The sequence below is a fragment of the Terriglobia bacterium genome (assembly GCA_020072565.1).
Taxonomy (GTDB): Bacteria; Acidobacteriota; UBA6911; order UBA6911; family UBA6911; genus JAFNAG01.
Genome location: JAIQGI010000016.1, coordinates 50867 through 69541, shown reverse-complemented (window position 1 = coordinate 69541; position 18675 = coordinate 50867). Strand labels below are relative to the sequence as shown.

Here is an 18675-nt window from a genome sequence, read left to right as displayed (position 1 = left end):
GCCTGATTTGGGGAATGCAATGGAGCCTGAAGATTTTACGAGAAAGCCCGAAGTGCCGGCAGTGAGTGGGGCCAGTCGTGGGAGGCTGTCCAACGGTTGATATTCTGGCCGTGCTGCAATTCTGGCCGTGAGGAGGCCCGAGGGGCCGGCAATGAATAGGCCCGGCCGTGAGGCCGGGAGGGGCGAGGCTCAGGATTGAGCGCCGAAGGCGCGCCACAGACGCCGACTTGCGCGTGAGGCGCAGGACACATGAGGAAATCATGAAGATAAAAAAGCATGACCTTCCTGGGTGGTTGCGGCTGAGTCTCCTGCCGGTTTTCTTGTTGTGTGCCGGGTTGGCGCCGGCACAGCAGAAGCCGCAGCAGACCCCGCAGGAGCGGAAACTCGACGTCGATTCGTGGGAGCACCTCTGGAAAACCATCTACGAGAATCATTTTGATCCGACCTTCGGCGGAGTGGATTGGAAGGCTGTGCGCCTCGAATTCCTGCCGAAGATCGAAGCCGCGGGCGACAAATCGGAAGCACGCAATGTCATGCGTGAGATGCTTTCCCGCCTGAAGTTGACTCATTTCAGCATCATCCCGTCCGAACTTTACGAGGATGTGAGCCGGACCGGCGGCTATCCGTCCGGAGATGGGGTAACGGGAATTCAGGTCCGGGTTCTGGACGGCCAGGCTCTGGTGATGTCGGTTGATCCCGGTTCCCCCGCGGAAAAGTCGGGAGTAAAGCCCGGATGGGAGATCATTCAAATTGGTGAGCAGGAGGTCCCCAAACGCCTCGCTTCCATTGCGGCGGAGTTCGAAGGCAGGACTCTGAAGGACCTCGTTCTGGCCGATGCCGTGGCAGGCCGCCTCGAGGGGACCGTCGGCGGAAGTGTGTCGGTTACATTCCGCGATGGAGGAGGCCAGGCAGTTACCCATACCCTGCGTCTGGCGGAAGCTCGAGGCATTCGTTTTCAGCTCGGAAATCTGCCGCCGGGCCGCGTGTGGATCGAAACGAAAAATGTCGGCCCGGACATCGGCTACATCGCCTTCAATGGCTTTGTCGCGCCTGCAATCATCATGCCGCCTGTCAACGATGCCATGAAATCCTTCATGAGAACTGCCGGCATTATCATCGACCTCCGGGGAAATACGGGCGGCCAGGCGGAAATCGTCACCGGCATCGCGGGCTGGCTCATTGCGGAAAAAGGAAGGCATTTCGGAACCATTCAATTGCGCAACCAGACCTTGAAGCTGGTGGTTCGGCCCCGCCCTGAAGTTTACGCGGGACGAGTCGCAATTCTCGTGGACGGTCTTTCCCTGTGCGCGACTGAAATTTTCGCCGGTGGCCTGCGCGACCTCGGCCGCGCACGCATCTTCGGTTCCCACACCGGCGGCGCCGCCCTGGGGGGAGCCGTCGAGAAACTCCCGAACGGCGATGGATTCATGTATGCCTTTGCCAACTATGTGACCGCCGGGGGCCTGACTATCGAAGGAAACGGCCTGGCTCCGGACGTCGCAGTGAAACCAACAAGGGAAGCTCTCCTTCAGGGGAAAGATCCGGCCCTGGAGGCTGCCATCAACTGGATCAGAAAACAATCCTGGCCTGATTAAATGCAAAGGGAGAAATTGTCGTGGCAACCATAATGAATCGGTTCAGCGGCGCCGGCCGCCGCAACGTGATATTCATGGCGGCGACAACAGCTCTATTGATGACAGTTTTCACAAAGGCAATCGTCGCGCAGACATCCCAGCCGCCAATGCCCAAGGCGGAACAGATCCTTGACCGGTATGTCGAAGCGATCGGGGGCCTGGCAGCTCTGGAGAAAATCAATAATCGCGTCTCGAAAGGGACCATAGCCATCGCCGCGGCCGGCATTCAGCTGTCCGTGACGGTCTATCAGGCCCGGCCGGCCAAGGCTTACAGTGTCATTGAATCAGCGGTCACGGGCAAGATCGAAAGCGGCACGGATGGCGCCGTGGCCTGGCAAATGTCCGCCACGAGCGGCCCTCAACTCATGGAAGGGAAGGAAAAAGCCTTCCAGCTGCATATGAATGTTTTCGACCGGCTGGTCTACTGGCGCAAGGTCTTCAAGCAGGTCGAAACCACGGGTATCGAAGACGTGGCCGGCAGGCCCTGCTATAAGATCATCGCAAATCCGCCGGACCTCGCGCCTCAGACTCTTTATTTCGACAAAGAGTCCTGCTTGCTGGTCAGGGTCTCGCTGACGACGGAAACCCAGGCGGGTACGATTCCCGTGGAGACGACGCTGAGCGACTATAAATCCGTGGACGGAATTCTTCTGGCTCACAAGACCGTGATCAAGAGCATCGGTCCCCAAAGGATTGCCACGATCGAAAAGTACGAGCAGAACGTCAGCCTGCCGGCCGATCGATTTGCGCTTCCGGCAGAGATCAAAAACCTGATCAAATGGAACTTACCTCGCTTCGCCTTCCGATCTGATATCTACTCTGCGTGGAGCGCACGCGCTGGATTGGCCCTTGTGGCACGCCACGCCGGCACCGCGCAGGCGGCGAGGCCGACCAGAAGCAGGAAAATGGCGATAATCGTGTAGGTCAGCGGATCGGTCGGTGAGATCTCGTAAAGCTGACTTCCGAGGGGCGCAGTAAATAGAAGAGCCAGGATTAAACCCGCGACCTCTCCTGCAAGGATCAGCTTCAGTCCCTGGCGCACGACCAGACGCACGATGTCTGCGGAGCCGGCCCCGAGGGCGATCCGAACGCCAAACTCGTGGCTCCGCCGCGCAACCGAATAAGCCACCAGCCCATAGACGCCCACTGCGGCGAGAGACACCGCAATGACGGCAAAAATGACGATCAGAAGCGTCACCGCACGCGGCACATACTGGGAATCGCTCCGCAAATTGTCGAGAGACACCACTTCATTGACCGGGACGGTTCGATCCAGTGAAGAGACGGCGGCCTGGATGGCCGGCACCACCGTGGCCATGTCAGCCGAAACGTGCGCCACCAAGTACAGTCGCGTCCAGGCAAATTGAAACTCGGGGAGATAGAAGAAAGGGCGGGGCGTCTCCGTAAGCGATCCCTGGCGCACGTCATCGACCACGCCGATCACCTTGCACCAGGGGCGCTCGTTGCCCACCACTGGCCGAATCCGCTTGCCGATTGCCCTCTCTCCCGGCCACAGCCTTTTTGCCAATGATTTGCTCACCAACGTAACGAACGGAGCTCCGCCGGGCATGGTCCCATCGATTGCCCTCCAGTCATCATCGTTGAAGTCCCTCCCATCCAGAATACGAATGCCCAGCGTTCTGAAATAATCCGGCGTGACGGTACGCACGCAGGCGATCGGGACACGGGGCGGCGTTTCGGCTTGATTTTCGACATCGAACTCCATAATTCGCTGGCCTTCCAGCCATCGATCGCTGGTACCGGTGGCCGCGATAATCCCCGGCAGGACGCGTACCCTTTCGAGCAAGGAACGCCAGAATTGGATCACCTTCGCATCGGGTTCATACCGAGTGCGCGGCAGGTTCACGGTCAGTGCCAGGCGGCCAGAGGTCTGAAATCCCGGATCTACCTGGGAAACGCGCGCGGCGCTGCGTAGAAGCAGTCCCGCTGAAATGAGGAGTGCAAGCGCGAAAGCCACCTCGACAACCACCAGTGTGCCCCGTAAACCTCCGCGTTCCGGCCTGCCGAATCCACTCTCGGTGGCGTCTTTCAGCGCCTCAACGAGGTTCGTCCGTGATGCCAGAATCGCGGGAAACAGCCCTGCTGACAGGCCGGAGACGAACGCAAGTGCAGCGGTAAACACCAGCACCATGCCGTGCATCCCCATGGAGTCAAGTCGCGGGATGTGACCGGCGCTGAAGCTGCGGAGTACATCAACTCCCCAGAGCGCGAGCAGGGCGCCCATGGCGCCTCCGAGCATGGTCACCATGACCGATTCCGTCAGGAGCCGCCGCATAAGACCGAAGCGTCCCACGCCAACCGCCGCATGAATCGCAATCTCGTGGCGGCGCCCAACCGCGCGCGCCAACAGCAGGTTTGCCAGGTTTACAGATGCGATCAGCATCACGAACACGACCGCCCCACTGAGAAGTCCTATGACGAGCCGGGAGTTACGATTGACCACCACTCGGTCGATGGGGACGAGAACTACCGAAATCTCCGACTTTTCGACGCGGAATTCCGGATGAACGCCAGCCGCGATTCTCTGGAGCTGCGCCTGCGCGGTTTCTAGCGTCTGGCCGGGTTTCAGGCGCCCCACAACAGAGAGAATGCGCCGGTCCAGCATGTCCGTCACATACGGGGGTATCGGCATAAGCAGATCGACATCCAGCCACTGCTCGTTAGGAGGCATAACCCCCACGATGGTGGCAGGAAGGTCATCTACCAGAATCGTACGCCCCACTGCCTCCCGGTCTGATCCGAACTGCTGACACCAAAACCGGTTGCCGATCACAACCACATTGCCGGGATTGCCTACGAGGGTTTCATGAGGATGAAAACCGCGGCCCAAGACGGGCTGCAAGCCCATGGCAGGAAAGAAATCGGAAGTGGTCTGCCAGGCCTGGACCTGCAGCGGAGCATCGGCGCTGGTCACATTCGTGGTGCGCTCATACCAGCCGGCGAGCTGAGCAAACACATCATTTTGCGCGCGCATGGCGAGGAACATGCGAGCGGAGCAGGCGTCGTAGGTGATCCCCCGAACCAGGTCTTGCTCATGGACAACGACGAGGCGTTCCGGTTCACGGAGCGGCACGGGTTCGATCAGCAGCGCATGAACGACGGTAAACACAGCTGTGTTGGCGCCGATACCCAGCGCGATGGTGAGGGCTGCCATGAGTGTGAAACCGGGACGCCTGCAGAGAAATCGATGGCTGAGGACAGCGTCCCGAAGAAATGTTGCCACGCCAGATCTCCATCGGCCGGCATGGTGCAGGTACCGGATGTCTGAAGCAAGAAATTGCACAGGATCGATCGCAAATGCAGCGACCCGATCGGCTCTTGCCTTGTTATTCTACCTCTTTCGCACAGGAGGTGATTCCTCATTTTTGCGCGACGGAAATAGCCGTCACCACAAGCACAAATATGACCTCCAGGAAAATCTGCGTAACCAGCAGAAATAGGTACCACGCCATGCGGCTGGAAAAGGCCGGCTTCGAGGATTTATCCGTGATCTTATGACGAGTTTTGGGGATCACTCAAAAGAATGGACTTTGAGGCCCGAAGATCGATTGCTGGTCGCCTTTTGTGTCTCCGGCATTGAGCAGCACGGTTTTGCCGTGATAGGGAACGGATTGGATATTCTTCCATCGGTGTTACGGATGCATCGGAACGCGTGCGCGCCAGGGCAACCGATGCTTCATTCCTCACCATCCAATCCGCATCGGAAAGAGCTTCGATCAACGCCGGAACGGTCTGCTCCGAAGCTATATTCCCCAGCATCAGCGCCGCCGTCCATCGAACCTGCGGATTCGGGTCGCGGAGTGTCCGGCCAATCGCCGGGGCAGCGGTGCGGCCGATCTTCACGAGTGCATCCCGGGCACGCTGGCGAACCATGCTGCTTGCATCCGACGACACCCGAAGAAGCGGATCCACCGACCTGTCGGATCCAAGGAGCCCCGGGGCCGTGGCGGCTTCAGCCCGAACGTATTCATGGTATTGTTCAGGAGTGCAACTGAACTCTTCCTGAAGAATCGGCAAGGAGACTGATCATAGGGAGACTCAGCCATGAACAGATCTCGACTCACTTCCCGAAGGAGTTTTCTGAAAACCGGAGCGACGGGGATTGCAGGAGCGGCATTTATTTCCGCCTGCTCCCGCCCGCCGCAAGAGAAACCGCTAAAGGACCGAAGTTTCATTTACCGCACCCTCGGGCGGACAGGTCTCCGGCTCCCCGTCGTGAGCATGGGATCCATCTATGCCATAGACCTTGTTCGTGCGGCGCATGATGAGGGAGTCGTCTATTTTCACACCTCGAGCTCGTATTCTGAAAGGAATCACGAGCACCTTCTTGGCGCGGCCCTCCGGGGTCTCCCTCGGGAGTCTTTTGTTATCGCGACCAGCCCGGACCTGCCTGCTCGGTTCGAGAGAGGAAGTGACCGGTCATTGGACCTCGGGAAAGACGCCAATCCAGAACTTATCTCGGATTCTCTTGAAGGGAGTCTGCAGCGCCTGGGACTCGAATATGTCGATATCTACTACCTGGTTTCAGTCGGCAGACGGGAAACCACACTGCATGAGCCCTACATGAAGGCGTTCGAAAAGTTAAAGAAAAGCGGGAAGGCGCGTTTCGTCGGAGTCGGGACGCACAGCAAGGAGCCGGAAGTAATCCGGGCCGCCGCCGATAGTGGATTCTGGGAGGTAATCCTCACCGCCTACAACTTCAAGCAATCTCACCGCGAAGAAGTCCGCTCTGCCATCGGCCAGGCAGCCAAAGCCGGACTCGGGGTCGTCGCCATGAAAACGCAAGCCGGAGTCTACTGGGATGGAACCCGCAGGAAGATCAACATGAAGGCCGCCCTCAAATGGGTGCTTCAGGATGAAAACGTTCACACGACCATCCCGGCATTCTCCAACTACGATGAGATGCGGGAAGACCTGTCGGTCATGAATGATCTAGCCCTGACGCCGGAGGATAGGCGAGACCTGAAGCTAGGGGAAGTATTGGGGCTCTCGGGCACTTACTGCCAGCAGTGCGGACGCTGCCTGGCGCAGTGTCCTGCCGGCATGGATATCCCCACCCTCATGCGCGCCTCCATGTATGCGCTCGGCCACCAGAGGCCGAAAAGAGCTCGGGATACACTCCGGGCGTGGACGGTGGCGGATGTAGCCTGCAGACGCTGTGGCCCATGTGACGTCCAGTGCTCCCTCGGGCTCGATGTGCAGTCCAATGCGCTTGCCATGGCGCGCCTCCTGGATGCTCCCGAGGAGTCTCTCGGGTGAGCGATTCCGATTGTAATAAACGGGATATTCATCAGCTCTGCACTGCGACAATCCTGGGTTCAGGAGTTCTCAATCTTGATCGGGACCATGACCATCAGGGTTGCGAGCGCCACGAGCAGCAGCGCGACGACAGGGTATCCGTACCAAACCAGGCGGCTCAGACTCAGCCCTCGCCGGTTGTGACTGCGGTCCTGCAGCGGCAGGCCGATCGCGAGCAGACCGACGAAACCCGCGAAGCAGGACGAGATCATAAAGGTAATCCCCTCAGAAACCGCCGCGATACTTGCCGTTGAGAATCCCTGCAGGGCCTGGACGACGCCGAAGAGCGACCCGATCAGGCCCGCGCAGGCAAAGCCCAGGACCAGTGAGCCGGTTTTAAAAGTGTGCCCCGACATCAGCCCGAAAATCAGCGCTCCGCCGAACACCACGAGCCAGGCCGGCCAATGGACAAACCAGTCGAATGGCATGGTGGACCCGGCTGCGGCTGGGGTGAAGAGAACCCACAGCATCAGGACGAGGAACAGGATGTGACCGAGCAGCTGTTCCAGACGGCCGGCTCTCTTGCCTTCGCCCGGCGAAGCGTAAATCGGCTCCCCGGTTTCCGAAGGATGCTCAGGTCCGAGCGTCCAAAGGGATCGCACTGCAGGCGTGCTCAGAATTGCCGCCAGAATCAATCCGTAGACGGTTGAGAGCAGTGCGCCCCCCAGGGCGAACATGAAGCCGGCCTGCCCGCCTATGTCCGAACAGATCTGGATCACGAATCCAACCAGAGTCCCGAGGACTCCGAGGTGCAGTGCATTGCGCGCGGCAGCTTCCCAGAAATAAGTGCTGCGCTCCGACGCTCCTGCTGCAGTGCGCTGTCCCGCCGCCTGCCGGAAGGCATTTGCAATCTCAGCCCATCTGAACCCCATGAGGAGCAGTGCGATTTCGCCCACGAGGATCAGGACCGCCCAACGGAGGCTGAGCGGGCATTCATGACGGATGGAAAAGGTCAGGCCGGAGATCAGGGCTATGGGCACACCGATCCTCACAATCCCCGTGACCAAGTTATTGCCGTTGCTTGAGGCTGACATGGAACCCTCCTTTGTCAAGGCTGCCTGGGCGTGCCCGGCCGGATCTCCCAGCGAAATTCGGCGTTGAGCACGGGCTCGGAATTCAGCAACTGCGTTCCGGATCCGGCCGGGAAAAGGGCAAGACTGACCGGCAGATGCGCGTGCAGGTCAACGACCACCAGGGTAAGAATCCGGCTCCCAGGCGAGGTCACGATGAAGGATTTTCGATCCTTTTCACTGCCGCCTGATAAGGGAGCAGCCCGCCATTGTCCTGTGATGAGGCCGGCCACCGCAGGCGCACTGAGGAAATCGTGAATGGGTTCGAGCCGGCGATCCCGAGGCCGGCTCCCAGGCGTCCTGCCCTCCGGCCGGGGAACATTGACAACGCTGGCCTGCATCGAGGGCGCGGGTGCGAACCGGACCTCCTTGCAGCCCGGTCCTTCGATCTCCACCCTGGAGTCACGCCCTTCACCCCAGGAGATCGAGTATCGGACCAGTCGGTTCTGCTCGCCGCGAGCCTGCAGGCTGCATTCCATTTGCCGGGCGCGCTCGAGCCGTCCGGTCACCGAGGATGCAGTCTGCCTGAGGGCGAAGGACTCCGCCAGGAAACTCGACGTGTGTCCGATGCGAAGCGCGCCTCCGGAGATCAGCATCACCACTTCGATCTGCATCGTTGGAGGCGCATGGAAAGGCGCAGCCGCTTCCCCGTCTTCCGCCGGCCGTTCGCGCTGTTGAAGCCGGAGGCTCCGGCGCAGGACGTCACAAGACACATCCGTGGTGATCTTCAGCATCAGCGCCTGGGGATTCGGGTGGAGCCGGATCTTTTCGCGGCACCGCCAGATCGCGGCAAGGGCATCCTGAACGGCGTCCTGCACGAGGTCGGGATTGCGGACAATTCTCCACACGGCCCGCAGTATCCGGCTCTCCATAGGGGCGAGGAACGCGTCGTAGAAATCGTCGCTTCCCGGCACGCGCGCCTGATCCGTCATCCGACAGGCCTCCGGATTCATGCCTGAGATGAAATCCGCCGATCGGCTATCCGGCCGCGGCTCGCTCCTGCAGTCGCCGGTTGAGAGCTCTCATGTTCCACCTCCGCTCCTGCAACCGTTTGAGGTCCGGGATTTGTTTACTTTAATTTGAGTAACAGGCTCAACTTCAGAATTGGGTGACAGACTGGAATGGACCTTAGATCAGGCGATTGAAATCTAACGCCCTCCAGGGCGCTCTTCGTGCCGCAGGATTCAAAGTCCTGGCCTTATTTATTCATGAAGCAGAACCGCACGCCCGTGAAAAGAAACAAAATTGGACGCAGATAAACGCAGGCAGGAGCTTTTGCACGCCGACCAAGACCGAACGGTTAGCGTTTTCCCGCGTCCAAAACTGCATTTTGGTCGCACATTCATGAATAATCCGGGCTGGAGATTAGGGTGCGCATGCTACGCGCACCCAACCATTGGTTTTTGACCGCAGGATCCTGTCGTGCGAGAATAAGCCTCCCATTGAAAGGCTGGAGGAACAACATGTACTGGCAGAAATGGTCTGAGAGATTGAAAAAGGAACTGAGCCTCGACACGAATCCCGTCGCTGTGACTTTCGCCGGAGCCCCGGTGCCCGGCACCGCTGCTCCGCAAGGGAAGGTCTCCGTCTGCCAGGCTTTGAAAAGAGCCTGCGGCGGTGAAGCGATCACCATCACCTTTGAAACCTGTGGCTGCCCCGGCGGCCTCGTCAGCCTGGGGCTCGGCCAGACGCCCGCTGCCGGGAGGGAAAAATTGATTGATTTTCTGGTCAACAAAGAGAAGGTCTACTGCTCGCGTGTCGCGATCCACCGCAGCCAGCAGACCGTTCCGCCGCCCACGGGTATGGCGAACCATGTCTTCTTCTCTGCGCTGTCAGAAGCTCCGGTCCTGCCCGATCTGGTGGCTTTCGTCGGAACTCCCGGCTCTCTGCATAAACTCCTAAGCTTCGCCGCATACTGGCAGGGAGGCTCGATGAAGGCCGAACTTTCCGGCCCCGCGTGCAGGACCGGGATTGCATACCCGCTGGTTACCGGCGAGATCGGGATGTCGTTGCTCGACTTTGGTGCAAGGCAGCTGGCAGGCTTCGAGGAGAACCACCTGCTGGTCACGGTACCTTTTCACAAGATGATTGGAATCCTCCACGCCCTCGAGCATGGTGCCGGTGGGAGGGATCTCGAAGACAGCAAAAGCATCGAGCGACAGATTGACCAACTCGGCAGGGTGGAGCCCGTCTGAGCGAATGTGCACAGTCGGGGCATTCGGGGTCGCACCGGAACCATTTCTTTGTTTTCATAAAATTAAGGTCAAACCAGCTGCCAAAATTGCGCTCTGCGCGTGATTTTTGCGGTTCTTTATGTGATTTCAAGCGATGACGGAATCGTTCGCTACCAGCAGCATCGCAGGTGAGGGTCTCGAGGGTCTCCCGGGCCTCCTGATCGTGATTGCATTCGTCTTCATTTTCGTGGGCATCTTCATTCCGCCCCACGCGACCGATTGGTTGGTGGTCATCTTCTTCCTGGTAGAAGGCCTCGCGGCCGTCGTGTTCCTAGTGTGCCAGCGGCGCGAGCGCAGGGCGACCAATCAACTGGCGCATGAGTTACATCGGCTGAACGAAAATGAAGAACCACGGCCGGCGTCTATCGCGTCAACTTCAGGTGCGCACAGCACGGATGGACCTCAGGGCTAGCGAGTGATCTTGTTTCCCAGACCTGACCCCGGTTCATTCTGCTCTTGTCCTCCCCGAGGTAAAGTCCTATAAGTTGCGGATGCATGACTAATCAAGCCGGACACCCAGCTGCGGCCGCCGGTTGGCTCTTTGTTGCCGGCGTCCGGGCTCACTGGCACCGGCGCACCCTATGAAACCGAGGTTCCCATGAAACGGAGAATTTTCGTTCTGTCGCTGGTCGCGATGGGCGTTGCCCTGATCGCGGTCTCGTCGCAACCGGCAGCGACCCTTGCAGCCAGCTCAAAGTTCGAGGTGTCCTTCCCGTCCGCGCTCGATCAAGGGCCGATCACCGGTCGTGTCTTCGTGGTCATTTCGAAGAGTGGCCAGGGCGAACCGCGGAATCAAGCCGGCGGCTACGGCCAGTCCGTCCCATTTTTCGGCATCGACGTCGATGCCTTAAAATCCGGGCAGAGCGTCGTGGTCGATGCCTCGGTGCTCGGCTATCCGCTCAAGAATCTGAACGAGATTCCGGCCGGCGACTACTACGTTCAGGCGGTGATCAACGTCTACACCGAGGTCCATCGCAAAGACGGACACACGATCTGGGTCCATATGGATCAGTGGGAAGGCCAGCAGTGGAACCGTTCGCCGGGCAATCTGCTGAGCGACGTGCAGAAGGTTCACCTCGATCCGGTGGCGGGTTTCGATGTGCGGCTGAGTTGCTCGAAGAAGATTCCGCCGGTGCAGGTGCCTACGGACACGGCTTTGGTCAAGCGCCTCAAGATCCAGAGCAGGATGCTTTCGGAGTTCTGGGGATATCCGATTTATTTGGGCGCGACGGTACTGCTGCCGAAGGGGTTCGACCAGAACCCGAACCAGAAGTATCCAGCGGTTTACATTCAGGGACACTTCAGTCTCGGTGCGCCATTCGGATTCAACGAGCGCGCACAACCGCCGCAGGAAACCGAAGCTCAGCGCAAGGCCCGCCTGCAACGCAACGGGCGTGAGACTGCATACGAGTTCTATCAAGCGTGGACGTCGGACAACTTCCCGCGTCTGGTTGCTGTGACCTTCCAGCATCCGACGCCGTACTACGACGACTCCTACGCAGTCAACTCCGCAAACAACGGGCCGTACGGCGACGCACTCACTCAGGAATTGATCCCGTATCTCGAACAGAAGTTCCGTATCGTGCCACGGCCGGAAGGCCGGGTGCTGACCGGTGGATCGACGGGCGGGTGGGAATCGCTCGCGCTGCAGGTTTTCCACCCTAAGTTCTTCAACGGCACCTGGACGATGTATCCCGATTCGATCGACTTCCGTCGCTACCAGATGTCCGACATATATAAGGATGACAACGCCTTCGAAATCCCAAACGGCGACTGGGCAAAGCTCGAGCGTCCGTTATCGCGCGACGCGGCCGGTCAGGTGACGCTGACCATGCGTCAGATGAATCAGCTCGAAGCCGTGCTCGGCAGCAAGGTGCGATCGTGCCAACAGATTGCCGCATGGGATGCGGCATACGGCCCGACCGATGCCGAAGGTTATCCGCGTCCGCTGTGGGATCGAATGACCGGCAAGATCGATAAAGATGTCGCGATGTACATGCGCGACAACGGTTACGATCTCAGCTACAACATCCAGAAGAACTGGGCAACGATCGGAAAAGACCTCGCCGACAAGATTCACATCTATGTCGGCGACATGGACAACTATTACCTGAACCTTGCTGTGTATCTCCTGGAGGATTTCATGAAGACGACCGATGCTCCGCCGGCCCACGCGGAGTTTCAATACGGTCGCCCGCTGAAGGGTCACGGATGGCAGCCGATGTCGAACGCGGAGTTGATCCGCATGATGGCCGAGCGCATCAACCAGACGGCACCCGGATTGGTAACCAACAGGTAATGAATGGTCCTCCCTTGCGCGCACCGGTTGCGCTGCCGGGCAGAGAGAGCGCCGCGATCTGCTGCACGGCGCAATGGAGAATGACACGAATCAGAGATAAACGCGTCTCGGGATGCTTCTCGCTTGAATTGATGCATCCGAGCCTCAATAAGATCTCAACGCAGAGACGAGGGCGCGGCCGGCGGCCACAGCCGCTGGAAGGTCTTGGATTCTGCCCCCGCCTGCCGCGCCGATCTTTCAGCCATCAGCTGCCGGCATCCGCTCCGCTGATCCTTGCGATCGAGCGGCACCATGAGATATTCTGTTCCAGTCCACAGAGCAAGCATTCGCGGCAAGACCGCGGAAGGAGTCAACCCATGAGACCGGAGGATTCCATCACCGTCGACCGCAGGGAGTTCCTGATCAAAACCGGCACGGCTGCGGCCGCTTTCACCTTTTCCCTGGCTGGCACCAAGGTCGCGGCGCCCGCACCACAGAAGCGGGCGGCGCTGCAGCTGCCGCCGCTGCCATTCGATCCGGGTGCCCTGGCGCCCTCCATTTCTGCGAACACCCTCTCATTCCATTACGGAAAACACCACCAGGGCTACTTCAACAACACAGTCAAGATGATCGCGGGCACGGAGTTCGAGCGAGTGCCCCTCGAGGACATCATCCGAAAGACCGCGGGCAGCGCCGAACAGGCGGTGCTATTCAACAATGCCGCCCAGGTTTTCAACCATACGTTTTACTGGAACAGCATGAAACCCGGGGGCGGCGGCGAACCCGAGGGCAGAATCGGGGACCGGATTCGGACAGCCTTCGGAACCTATCCGAAGTTCGCAGAGGAGTTTTCCAATGCGGCCGCCACACAGTTCGGCAGCGGCTGGGCATGGCTCGTTCTGGACGGCGGCCAGTTGAAAGTCATGAAGACGGCCAATGCCGATACTCCCATAGCCCGGGGAATCAAGCCGCTGCTGGCAATCGACGTCTGGGAGCACGCCTATTATCTCGATTATCAGAACCGGCGTGCCGACTACATCAAGGCCTTTGTTGACAAGCTCATGAACTGGGACTTCGCCGAAAAGAACCTCGGCGCCTGATGCGGCAGACCTTGCCGCCTGCAGCCGCGACATTGAGTGCCCGGGATCAGGCAGCCGCGAATAAGAGCTGGGTATACGAATCAGCCTTGCATAATGCCCGCAAATGTCGGTCTGCGGAAGTCCCACGGCGGGCAAGGCAGATCCGGTGGTATTGTTTCCGCCAAGGATATAGATCTCATCAGGTCCGGGGTGGATAGCCGCTTTTACCTGGACGAGATCGCCCGATCCCAAGGCAAGGGGCTGGAGATGGGTGTCGGTACCGGGAGGCTCTTTGCCGCTGCTCTCAAAAACGGCGCGGATATACATGGCCTGGACTTGAGCCGGAACATGATCGAGATATTGCGGAAGAGGCTTCCTCACGAAGATCACAGCCGCCTGTGAGTACAGGATGCCGTCGCCATGCGACTGCCTTACAAATTCAGCTTGGTGGTCGCGCCTTTCAGAGTGTTCTCACAGCGGTTTTTCTTCAGGCATGAGATAGAGCATCTGGTTCGCCTGTCCAAATTCCGAAATGGCTGCGGAGGCGATCGGGCCATTGACATGATCCTCGGTAACGCATACATTAGCAGACAGAAGGCTCTCTCAGAATTCGGATCGCCCGTTTCGCCCGGCAAAGCAGGATCCCGTGGGACGCAGGATTGAAGACATCGTCTGCGCCGCCAGACCGTCGAAAGGAGAGGCCAGATGTCCTCCGCTCCCGTCTCTAATCAGATCGGTTTCCTATCCCAGGTTCAGGGCCGCACGAACACGGGACTGGAACTCTATCAGGGGCCATGGAACACGCGCACAGCCGCCCACCTCCTGTGTCGGGCGGCACTGGGGCCAACCCAAAGTGAGATTGCTCTCGCAGCTTCCGCGTCACTCGACCAGATAATCGCAACACTGCTGCTTGACCAGGCGCCTCCCAGTCCTCCTATCGACCCGACGACCGGCCAGACCTGGATCGGAAGAGTGTACGATTCCGCCTCGGACAGCAGATATCAGGGTTATCTCAAAGCCTGGTGGATGGGGCTGATGGCGACGCAGGGAATTTCCCTTCAGGAGCAGATGGTTCTCTTTTGGCACAATCACTTCGTTTCGGAGTACGCGACGGTGCTGGATTCGCGCTACATGTACCAGCAGAATACGCTGCTCCGCCAGTATGCTCTGGGCAACATAAAGGAGCTGGTGAAGGCAGTCAGCATCGATCCCGCCATGCTCATCTATCTCAATGGCTACCATAACCGCGGAGACGGCAACAACATTCCGGATGAAAACTATGCCCGGGAATTGCAGGAGCTGTTCACGATCGGGAAGGGGCCCGAGGTTGGCCCCGGGGATTACACGAATTACACGGAGCAGGATGTGAAGGCGGCCGCCCACCTCTTGACGGGCTGGAGCGTCAATGGATATCGCAGCACTCAAAATCCCGACATCAGTTCCTACTTTGATGCTGCCCGGCACGACACCAAGGACAAGCTATTTTCCGCCGCTTATCAGAACACGCGCATTACAGGAGGCACCGACGGTCGCGCCGAGCTCGACGCGCTCGTCGAGATGATCTTTCGCCAGCCGGAAACCGCCAGGTTTCTCTGCCGCAAACTGTATCGCTGGTTCGTATATTACGACATCGATGCCGCGGCCGAGAGCAACGTGATCACCCCTCTGGCCACCATCATGTTTTCCAATAATTACGAGGTGAAACCGGTACTTGCGGCTCTACTGCACAGTGCTCACTTCTTCGATGAAAACAACATCGGCAGCCTGATCAAGAACCCCATCGATTTGCTCCCCGGCGCGATGAGTACACTCGACATCGCCGTTCCGTCAGCCAAGACCCAGACGAGTTCCTATTACACCCTGATGGCATCACTATGTAATACAGCTTCGAATCTGCAGATGAATCTCATGGATCCGCCGAATGTCGCCGGCTGGCCGGCATACTATCAGACTCCAGAGTATCATCGGCTGTGGATAAACACGATCACCCTGCCCGCTCGGTGGGCCTACACGGATTCTCTTGTCAACGGCATCCGCGTGGGAAGCGTTACCATCGCAGTAGACCCCCTTGCCCTGGCGACGCAGGTCTCGAATCCCGCCGATCCCAATGTGCTGGTCAGCGAGATCGCCGGGATTGTTTTCCCGATCCAACTGACGGCCAACCAGATAAGTTATCTTGTAAGCAATGTCCTGATACCCGGGCTTCCCGATTACGAATGGACGGCTTATTGGAACACGTATATTGCGGACCCGAACAACACACAGAAGCGGGATCCGGTCGTGACAAGGATCAAAGCCCTGTTGAAATTCATGATGCGGATGGCGGAGTTCGAATTGTCGTAGGCGGTGGTACAGTTTCAAAAAGTACCTACTCGAGCGCAACCATGGAAAGAAGAGATTTCGTCAAGCGTATCGCGCACCTCTCGGCTCTGCCCTTTTGCCTGGATGGCTTCCGTTTGTATGCCGGCAGCCCGCCGCAGGCGCTGGCGGCCCTGGCGAGCACCGGCGCTGCTCTCGATCGGGTTCTGGTCCTGATCCAGCTTGCCGGGGGAAACGATGGAATCAATACCGTGATTCCTCTCGATCAGTACACCGCCTATTTCAGCGTACGCGCCAACATAGCGATCCCCCAAAACCGGGTTTTGCGGCTCACGGACGCGACCGGGCTCCACCCTGCCATGACCGGGATGAAGGCCTTGTATGACAACGGGGAACTGTGCGTGGTGCAAGGGGTGTCCTATCCGTCTCCGAACTTTTCGCATTTTCGCGCGACGGACATATGGTTGACTGCATCCGATTACAACCAGTACCTGTCCACGGGCTGGGCAGGACGGTATCTGACCTACGAGTTTCCGGATTATCCGTCCGGATTCCCGAACGCGGACATGCCGGATCCTCCAGCCCTCCAGATCGGGTCAGTGGTTTCGCTGGGATTCCAAGGACCGACGCAATCGACTGCCATCACCATCCAGGATCCGAACACTTTCTATCAATTGGTGAGCGGTTCGAGCAGCGGCGGGCAGGATGACATTCCACCGACCACTGCAGGCCAGGAACTGGCATTCATCCGAGTGGTAGCGGCCCAGTCACTCGGATATGCGGCCAGGGTAAAGGCTGCCGCCGACAAGGCTCAGAATCTGTCGACGCTGTATCCCGCTGCAGGTCAGAACACTCTGGCCGACCAGTTTAAGATTGTCGCTCGCCTGATCGCCGGCGGGCTAAGGACAAGGATCTATCTGGTGAATCTCGGAGGATTCGACAACCACTCCAACCAGGTTGTTGCCAGCGACACGACCACGGGCACCCACGCCACGCTGCTTGGCAAGCTCGCAACCGCGGCCCAGGCCTTTTTCGACGACCTCGGACTCCTCGGCTGCGGTCATCGCGTCATCGCGATGACCTTTTCCGAGTTCGGCCGCCGCGTGGCCTCCAATGCGAGCCTGGGAACCGACCACGGCACCGCCGAACCGGTCTTCCTGATCGGGAAGATGGTGAAGAGCGGAATTGTAGGCGCCAACCCCAGTCTTCTCGATCTTTCCAGCGGCAACCTGAAAATGCTCGTGGACTTCCGCGCCATTTATACAGCAGTCCTGATCCAGTGGTTCGGCGTAGATCAGAATGAATTGAATGCGGTCCTGCTGCAGAGTTTCCAGCTACCGGACATCATCCAACCCCTGCGCCTGCTCCCGCGACGCCGTCCTCTGGTGAGAGACCGGGGTCGGTGATTGAGGGCTTAGGCAGGGGATTGGGTCGGAAACATGAGGTTCTCACTAACATGTGCCAGGAGGGTTGCTGTGTACCGTTATGGCGTGGTTCTGTCGCTCCTTGTTCTAGCTGTACCGTTGTATGCGCAGTCGGATCTCGCATTCCCCCAAATCGCGTTAGGCGGCAACCCGGCCTACGAAACCCTGGTGCAGGTGATCAATGAAGTGGAGAACACAAACCCTGTCGTGATTGAGGTATACCAGGGGTCGCTGGCGGGAACCAACAACGGTACGCCACTGCCGGTCAAATTTGACGGGGGAACACCGGCTTCCTCACTCAGCGCAACACTCGGGCCGTTTCAGGAATTCACCACTCTGATAACAGGCACGAGCACAACTCTCATGAACGGCTGGATTCGGGTGAGATCAACGTTGTCCGGGGGCAAGATTTCGGCGAGCCTGCTTTATCGGCAACGAAGTGGCACCACGGTGATCGATTCCGTGGGCGCCACCAGCCCGCAACGCTATCGCCTTGCCGTCGTCCAGGTAGACCAGCGCGAAGCAGGCAGCGATGCCGGACTGGCCTTCGTAAATCCCGATACCAATTCGGTCGATGTCACACTGTCCCTGTACAAGGCGACCACCCTTGCTGTCGCTCCGATCACGGTCACTCTGCAGCCGAAGCAGCACTACGCCAAGTTGATTTCGCAGATGTTTCCTGCCTTCCTCAACCAGCAGGGCACGCTGGTAATCGAGGCGGCAGCCGGCCGTACGGTTCCGTGCATGGCGCTGCGACTGGATGGTCTTCAGAACACAAACATACCCGTGCGCCCGCTCGGTTTCAGCTTTCAATACACGATCACCGACGCCGGCGGCGCCGCAATCGAGACCGGTTACTGGCTATTCGATCTCGCCGGCTTCAACCTGGTGGGTACGGGCAAAGTAGAGTCTCCGGTCGCTGCCGATCTGCCCGAGGTATCGGGCAGCTGGGTGGGCACAAACTTCCAATTCCGATATCGCAGGACCTTCACGGACGGCAGCGTCGGAATGGTGGTGTTCAACGGCAGCAGCGCCGGCAACGAATCGACCACGGGCAGCGACGGCAAGAGCAAAGCGCTGATCGGGAAAGTCACCATCATCGCGGCGGACGGCACGGTTGTTGCCACATACAATTTCACCGCCTTTCACAAGTTTGGTTCACCGCCGCAGTAAGTCGATGATCGGCCAAGCAAGGATCCCTAGAGCGGCAACGGCATTGGCATCGCTGGCATTGACGGCCTTTGCGTATTCGTCTTTGAAACAAATATTGATCATAAGGTGCTTCCGGTTCGGTCAGAAACAAAAATCGCATAAGGTC

General features: G+C 58.9%; 15 protein-coding genes. 11 read left to right on the top strand and 4 right to left on the bottom strand.

The features are described 5' to 3' along the window. The first annotated feature begins 260 nt into the window (after positions 1 to 260). Together LAP85_11560 and LAP85_11555 are read left to right on the top strand one after the other, a co-directional pair. Positions 261 to 1595, top strand: a complete 1335-nt coding sequence (locus LAP85_11560) for a PDZ domain-containing protein (protein MBZ5497030.1) — start codon at positions 261 to 263, stop codon at positions 1593 to 1595. 20 nt (positions 1596 to 1615) lie between these two features. Next, positions 1616 to 2557 carry a hypothetical protein gene (locus LAP85_11555; GenBank protein ID MBZ5497029.1) on the top strand — a complete coding sequence of 314 codons (942 nt, stop codon included), beginning with the start codon at positions 1616 to 1618 and terminating at the stop codon, positions 2555 to 2557. Here LAP85_11555 and LAP85_11550 read toward each other — a convergent pair. Both LAP85_11550 and LAP85_11545 read right to left on the bottom strand, forming a co-directional pair. Next, on the bottom strand, positions 2449 to 4878 hold the full coding sequence (locus LAP85_11550; protein MBZ5497028.1) for an ABC transporter permease: 2430 nt from the start codon (positions 4876 to 4878) through the stop codon (positions 2449 to 2451). The genes LAP85_11555 and LAP85_11550 overlap by 109 nt on opposite strands. Before the next feature lie 269 nt (positions 4879 to 5147). Then, positions 5148 to 5528: a HEAT repeat domain-containing protein gene (locus tag LAP85_11545; GenBank protein ID MBZ5497027.1), complete on the bottom strand. Its 381-nt coding sequence runs from the start codon at positions 5526 to 5528 to the stop codon at positions 5148 to 5150. 171 nt (positions 5529 to 5699) lie between these two features. Between LAP85_11545 and LAP85_11540 the strand changes: the two genes are divergently transcribed. Then, positions 5700 to 6914, top strand: coding sequence for an aldo/keto reductase (locus LAP85_11540; GenBank protein ID MBZ5497026.1), 1215 nt, complete (start codon positions 5700 to 5702; stop codon positions 6912 to 6914). A gap of 59 nt (positions 6915 to 6973) precedes the next feature. On the opposite strand, the gene LAP85_11535 is transcribed toward LAP85_11540, so the two are convergent. Together LAP85_11535 and LAP85_11530 are read right to left on the bottom strand one after the other, a co-directional pair. Continuing rightward, complete coding sequence (locus LAP85_11535) at positions 6974 to 7987, bottom strand: MotA/TolQ/ExbB proton channel family protein (GenBank protein ID MBZ5497025.1); 1014 nt, start codon at positions 7985 to 7987, stop codon at positions 6974 to 6976. Positions 7988 to 8001: 14 nt separating this feature from the next. Continuing rightward, complete coding sequence (locus LAP85_11530; GenBank protein ID MBZ5497024.1) at positions 8002 to 8955, bottom strand: hypothetical protein; 954 nt, start codon at positions 8953 to 8955, stop codon at positions 8002 to 8004. A gap of 531 nt (positions 8956 to 9486) precedes the next feature. Here LAP85_11530 and LAP85_11525 point away from each other — a divergent pair. The 8 genes from LAP85_11525 to LAP85_11490 all read left to right on the top strand — a co-directional run bounded on the left by LAP85_11525 (position 9487) and on the right by LAP85_11490 (position 18530). Next, positions 9487 to 10218 (top strand): DUF169 domain-containing protein, encoded by a 732-nt coding sequence (locus tag LAP85_11525; GenBank protein MBZ5497023.1) that lies wholly within the window; start codon positions 9487 to 9489, stop codon positions 10216 to 10218. Positions 10219 to 10351: 133 nt separating this feature from the next. After that, complete coding sequence (locus tag LAP85_11520) at positions 10352 to 10669, top strand: hypothetical protein (GenBank protein MBZ5497022.1); 318 nt, start codon at positions 10352 to 10354, stop codon at positions 10667 to 10669. Positions 10670 to 10855: 186 nt separating this feature from the next. Then, entirely contained in the window at positions 10856 to 12556 is a 1701-nt protein-coding gene (locus tag LAP85_11515; GenBank protein ID MBZ5497021.1) for an esterase family protein, read from the top strand. 356 nt (positions 12557 to 12912) lie between these two features. Then, complete coding sequence (locus LAP85_11510) at positions 12913 to 13635, top strand: superoxide dismutase (GenBank protein ID MBZ5497020.1); 723 nt, start codon at positions 12913 to 12915, stop codon at positions 13633 to 13635. A gap of 93 nt (positions 13636 to 13728) precedes the next feature. Further along, positions 13729 to 14016: a class I SAM-dependent methyltransferase gene (locus LAP85_11505; protein MBZ5497019.1), complete on the top strand. Its 288-nt coding sequence runs from the start codon at positions 13729 to 13731 to the stop codon at positions 14014 to 14016. Positions 14017 to 14319: 303 nt separating this feature from the next. Then, entirely contained in the window at positions 14320 to 15957 is a 1638-nt protein-coding gene (locus LAP85_11500) for a DUF1800 domain-containing protein (GenBank protein ID MBZ5497018.1), read from the top strand. A gap of 41 nt (positions 15958 to 15998) precedes the next feature. Next, positions 15999 to 17339, top strand: coding sequence for a DUF1501 domain-containing protein (locus LAP85_11495; GenBank protein MBZ5497017.1), 1341 nt, complete (start codon positions 15999 to 16001; stop codon positions 17337 to 17339). Positions 17340 to 17408: 69 nt separating this feature from the next. Further along, positions 17409 to 18530 carry a hypothetical protein gene (locus tag LAP85_11490; GenBank protein ID MBZ5497016.1) on the top strand — a complete coding sequence of 374 codons (1122 nt, stop codon included), beginning with the start codon at positions 17409 to 17411 and terminating at the stop codon, positions 18528 to 18530. Positions 18531 to 18675 lie beyond the last annotated feature (145 nt).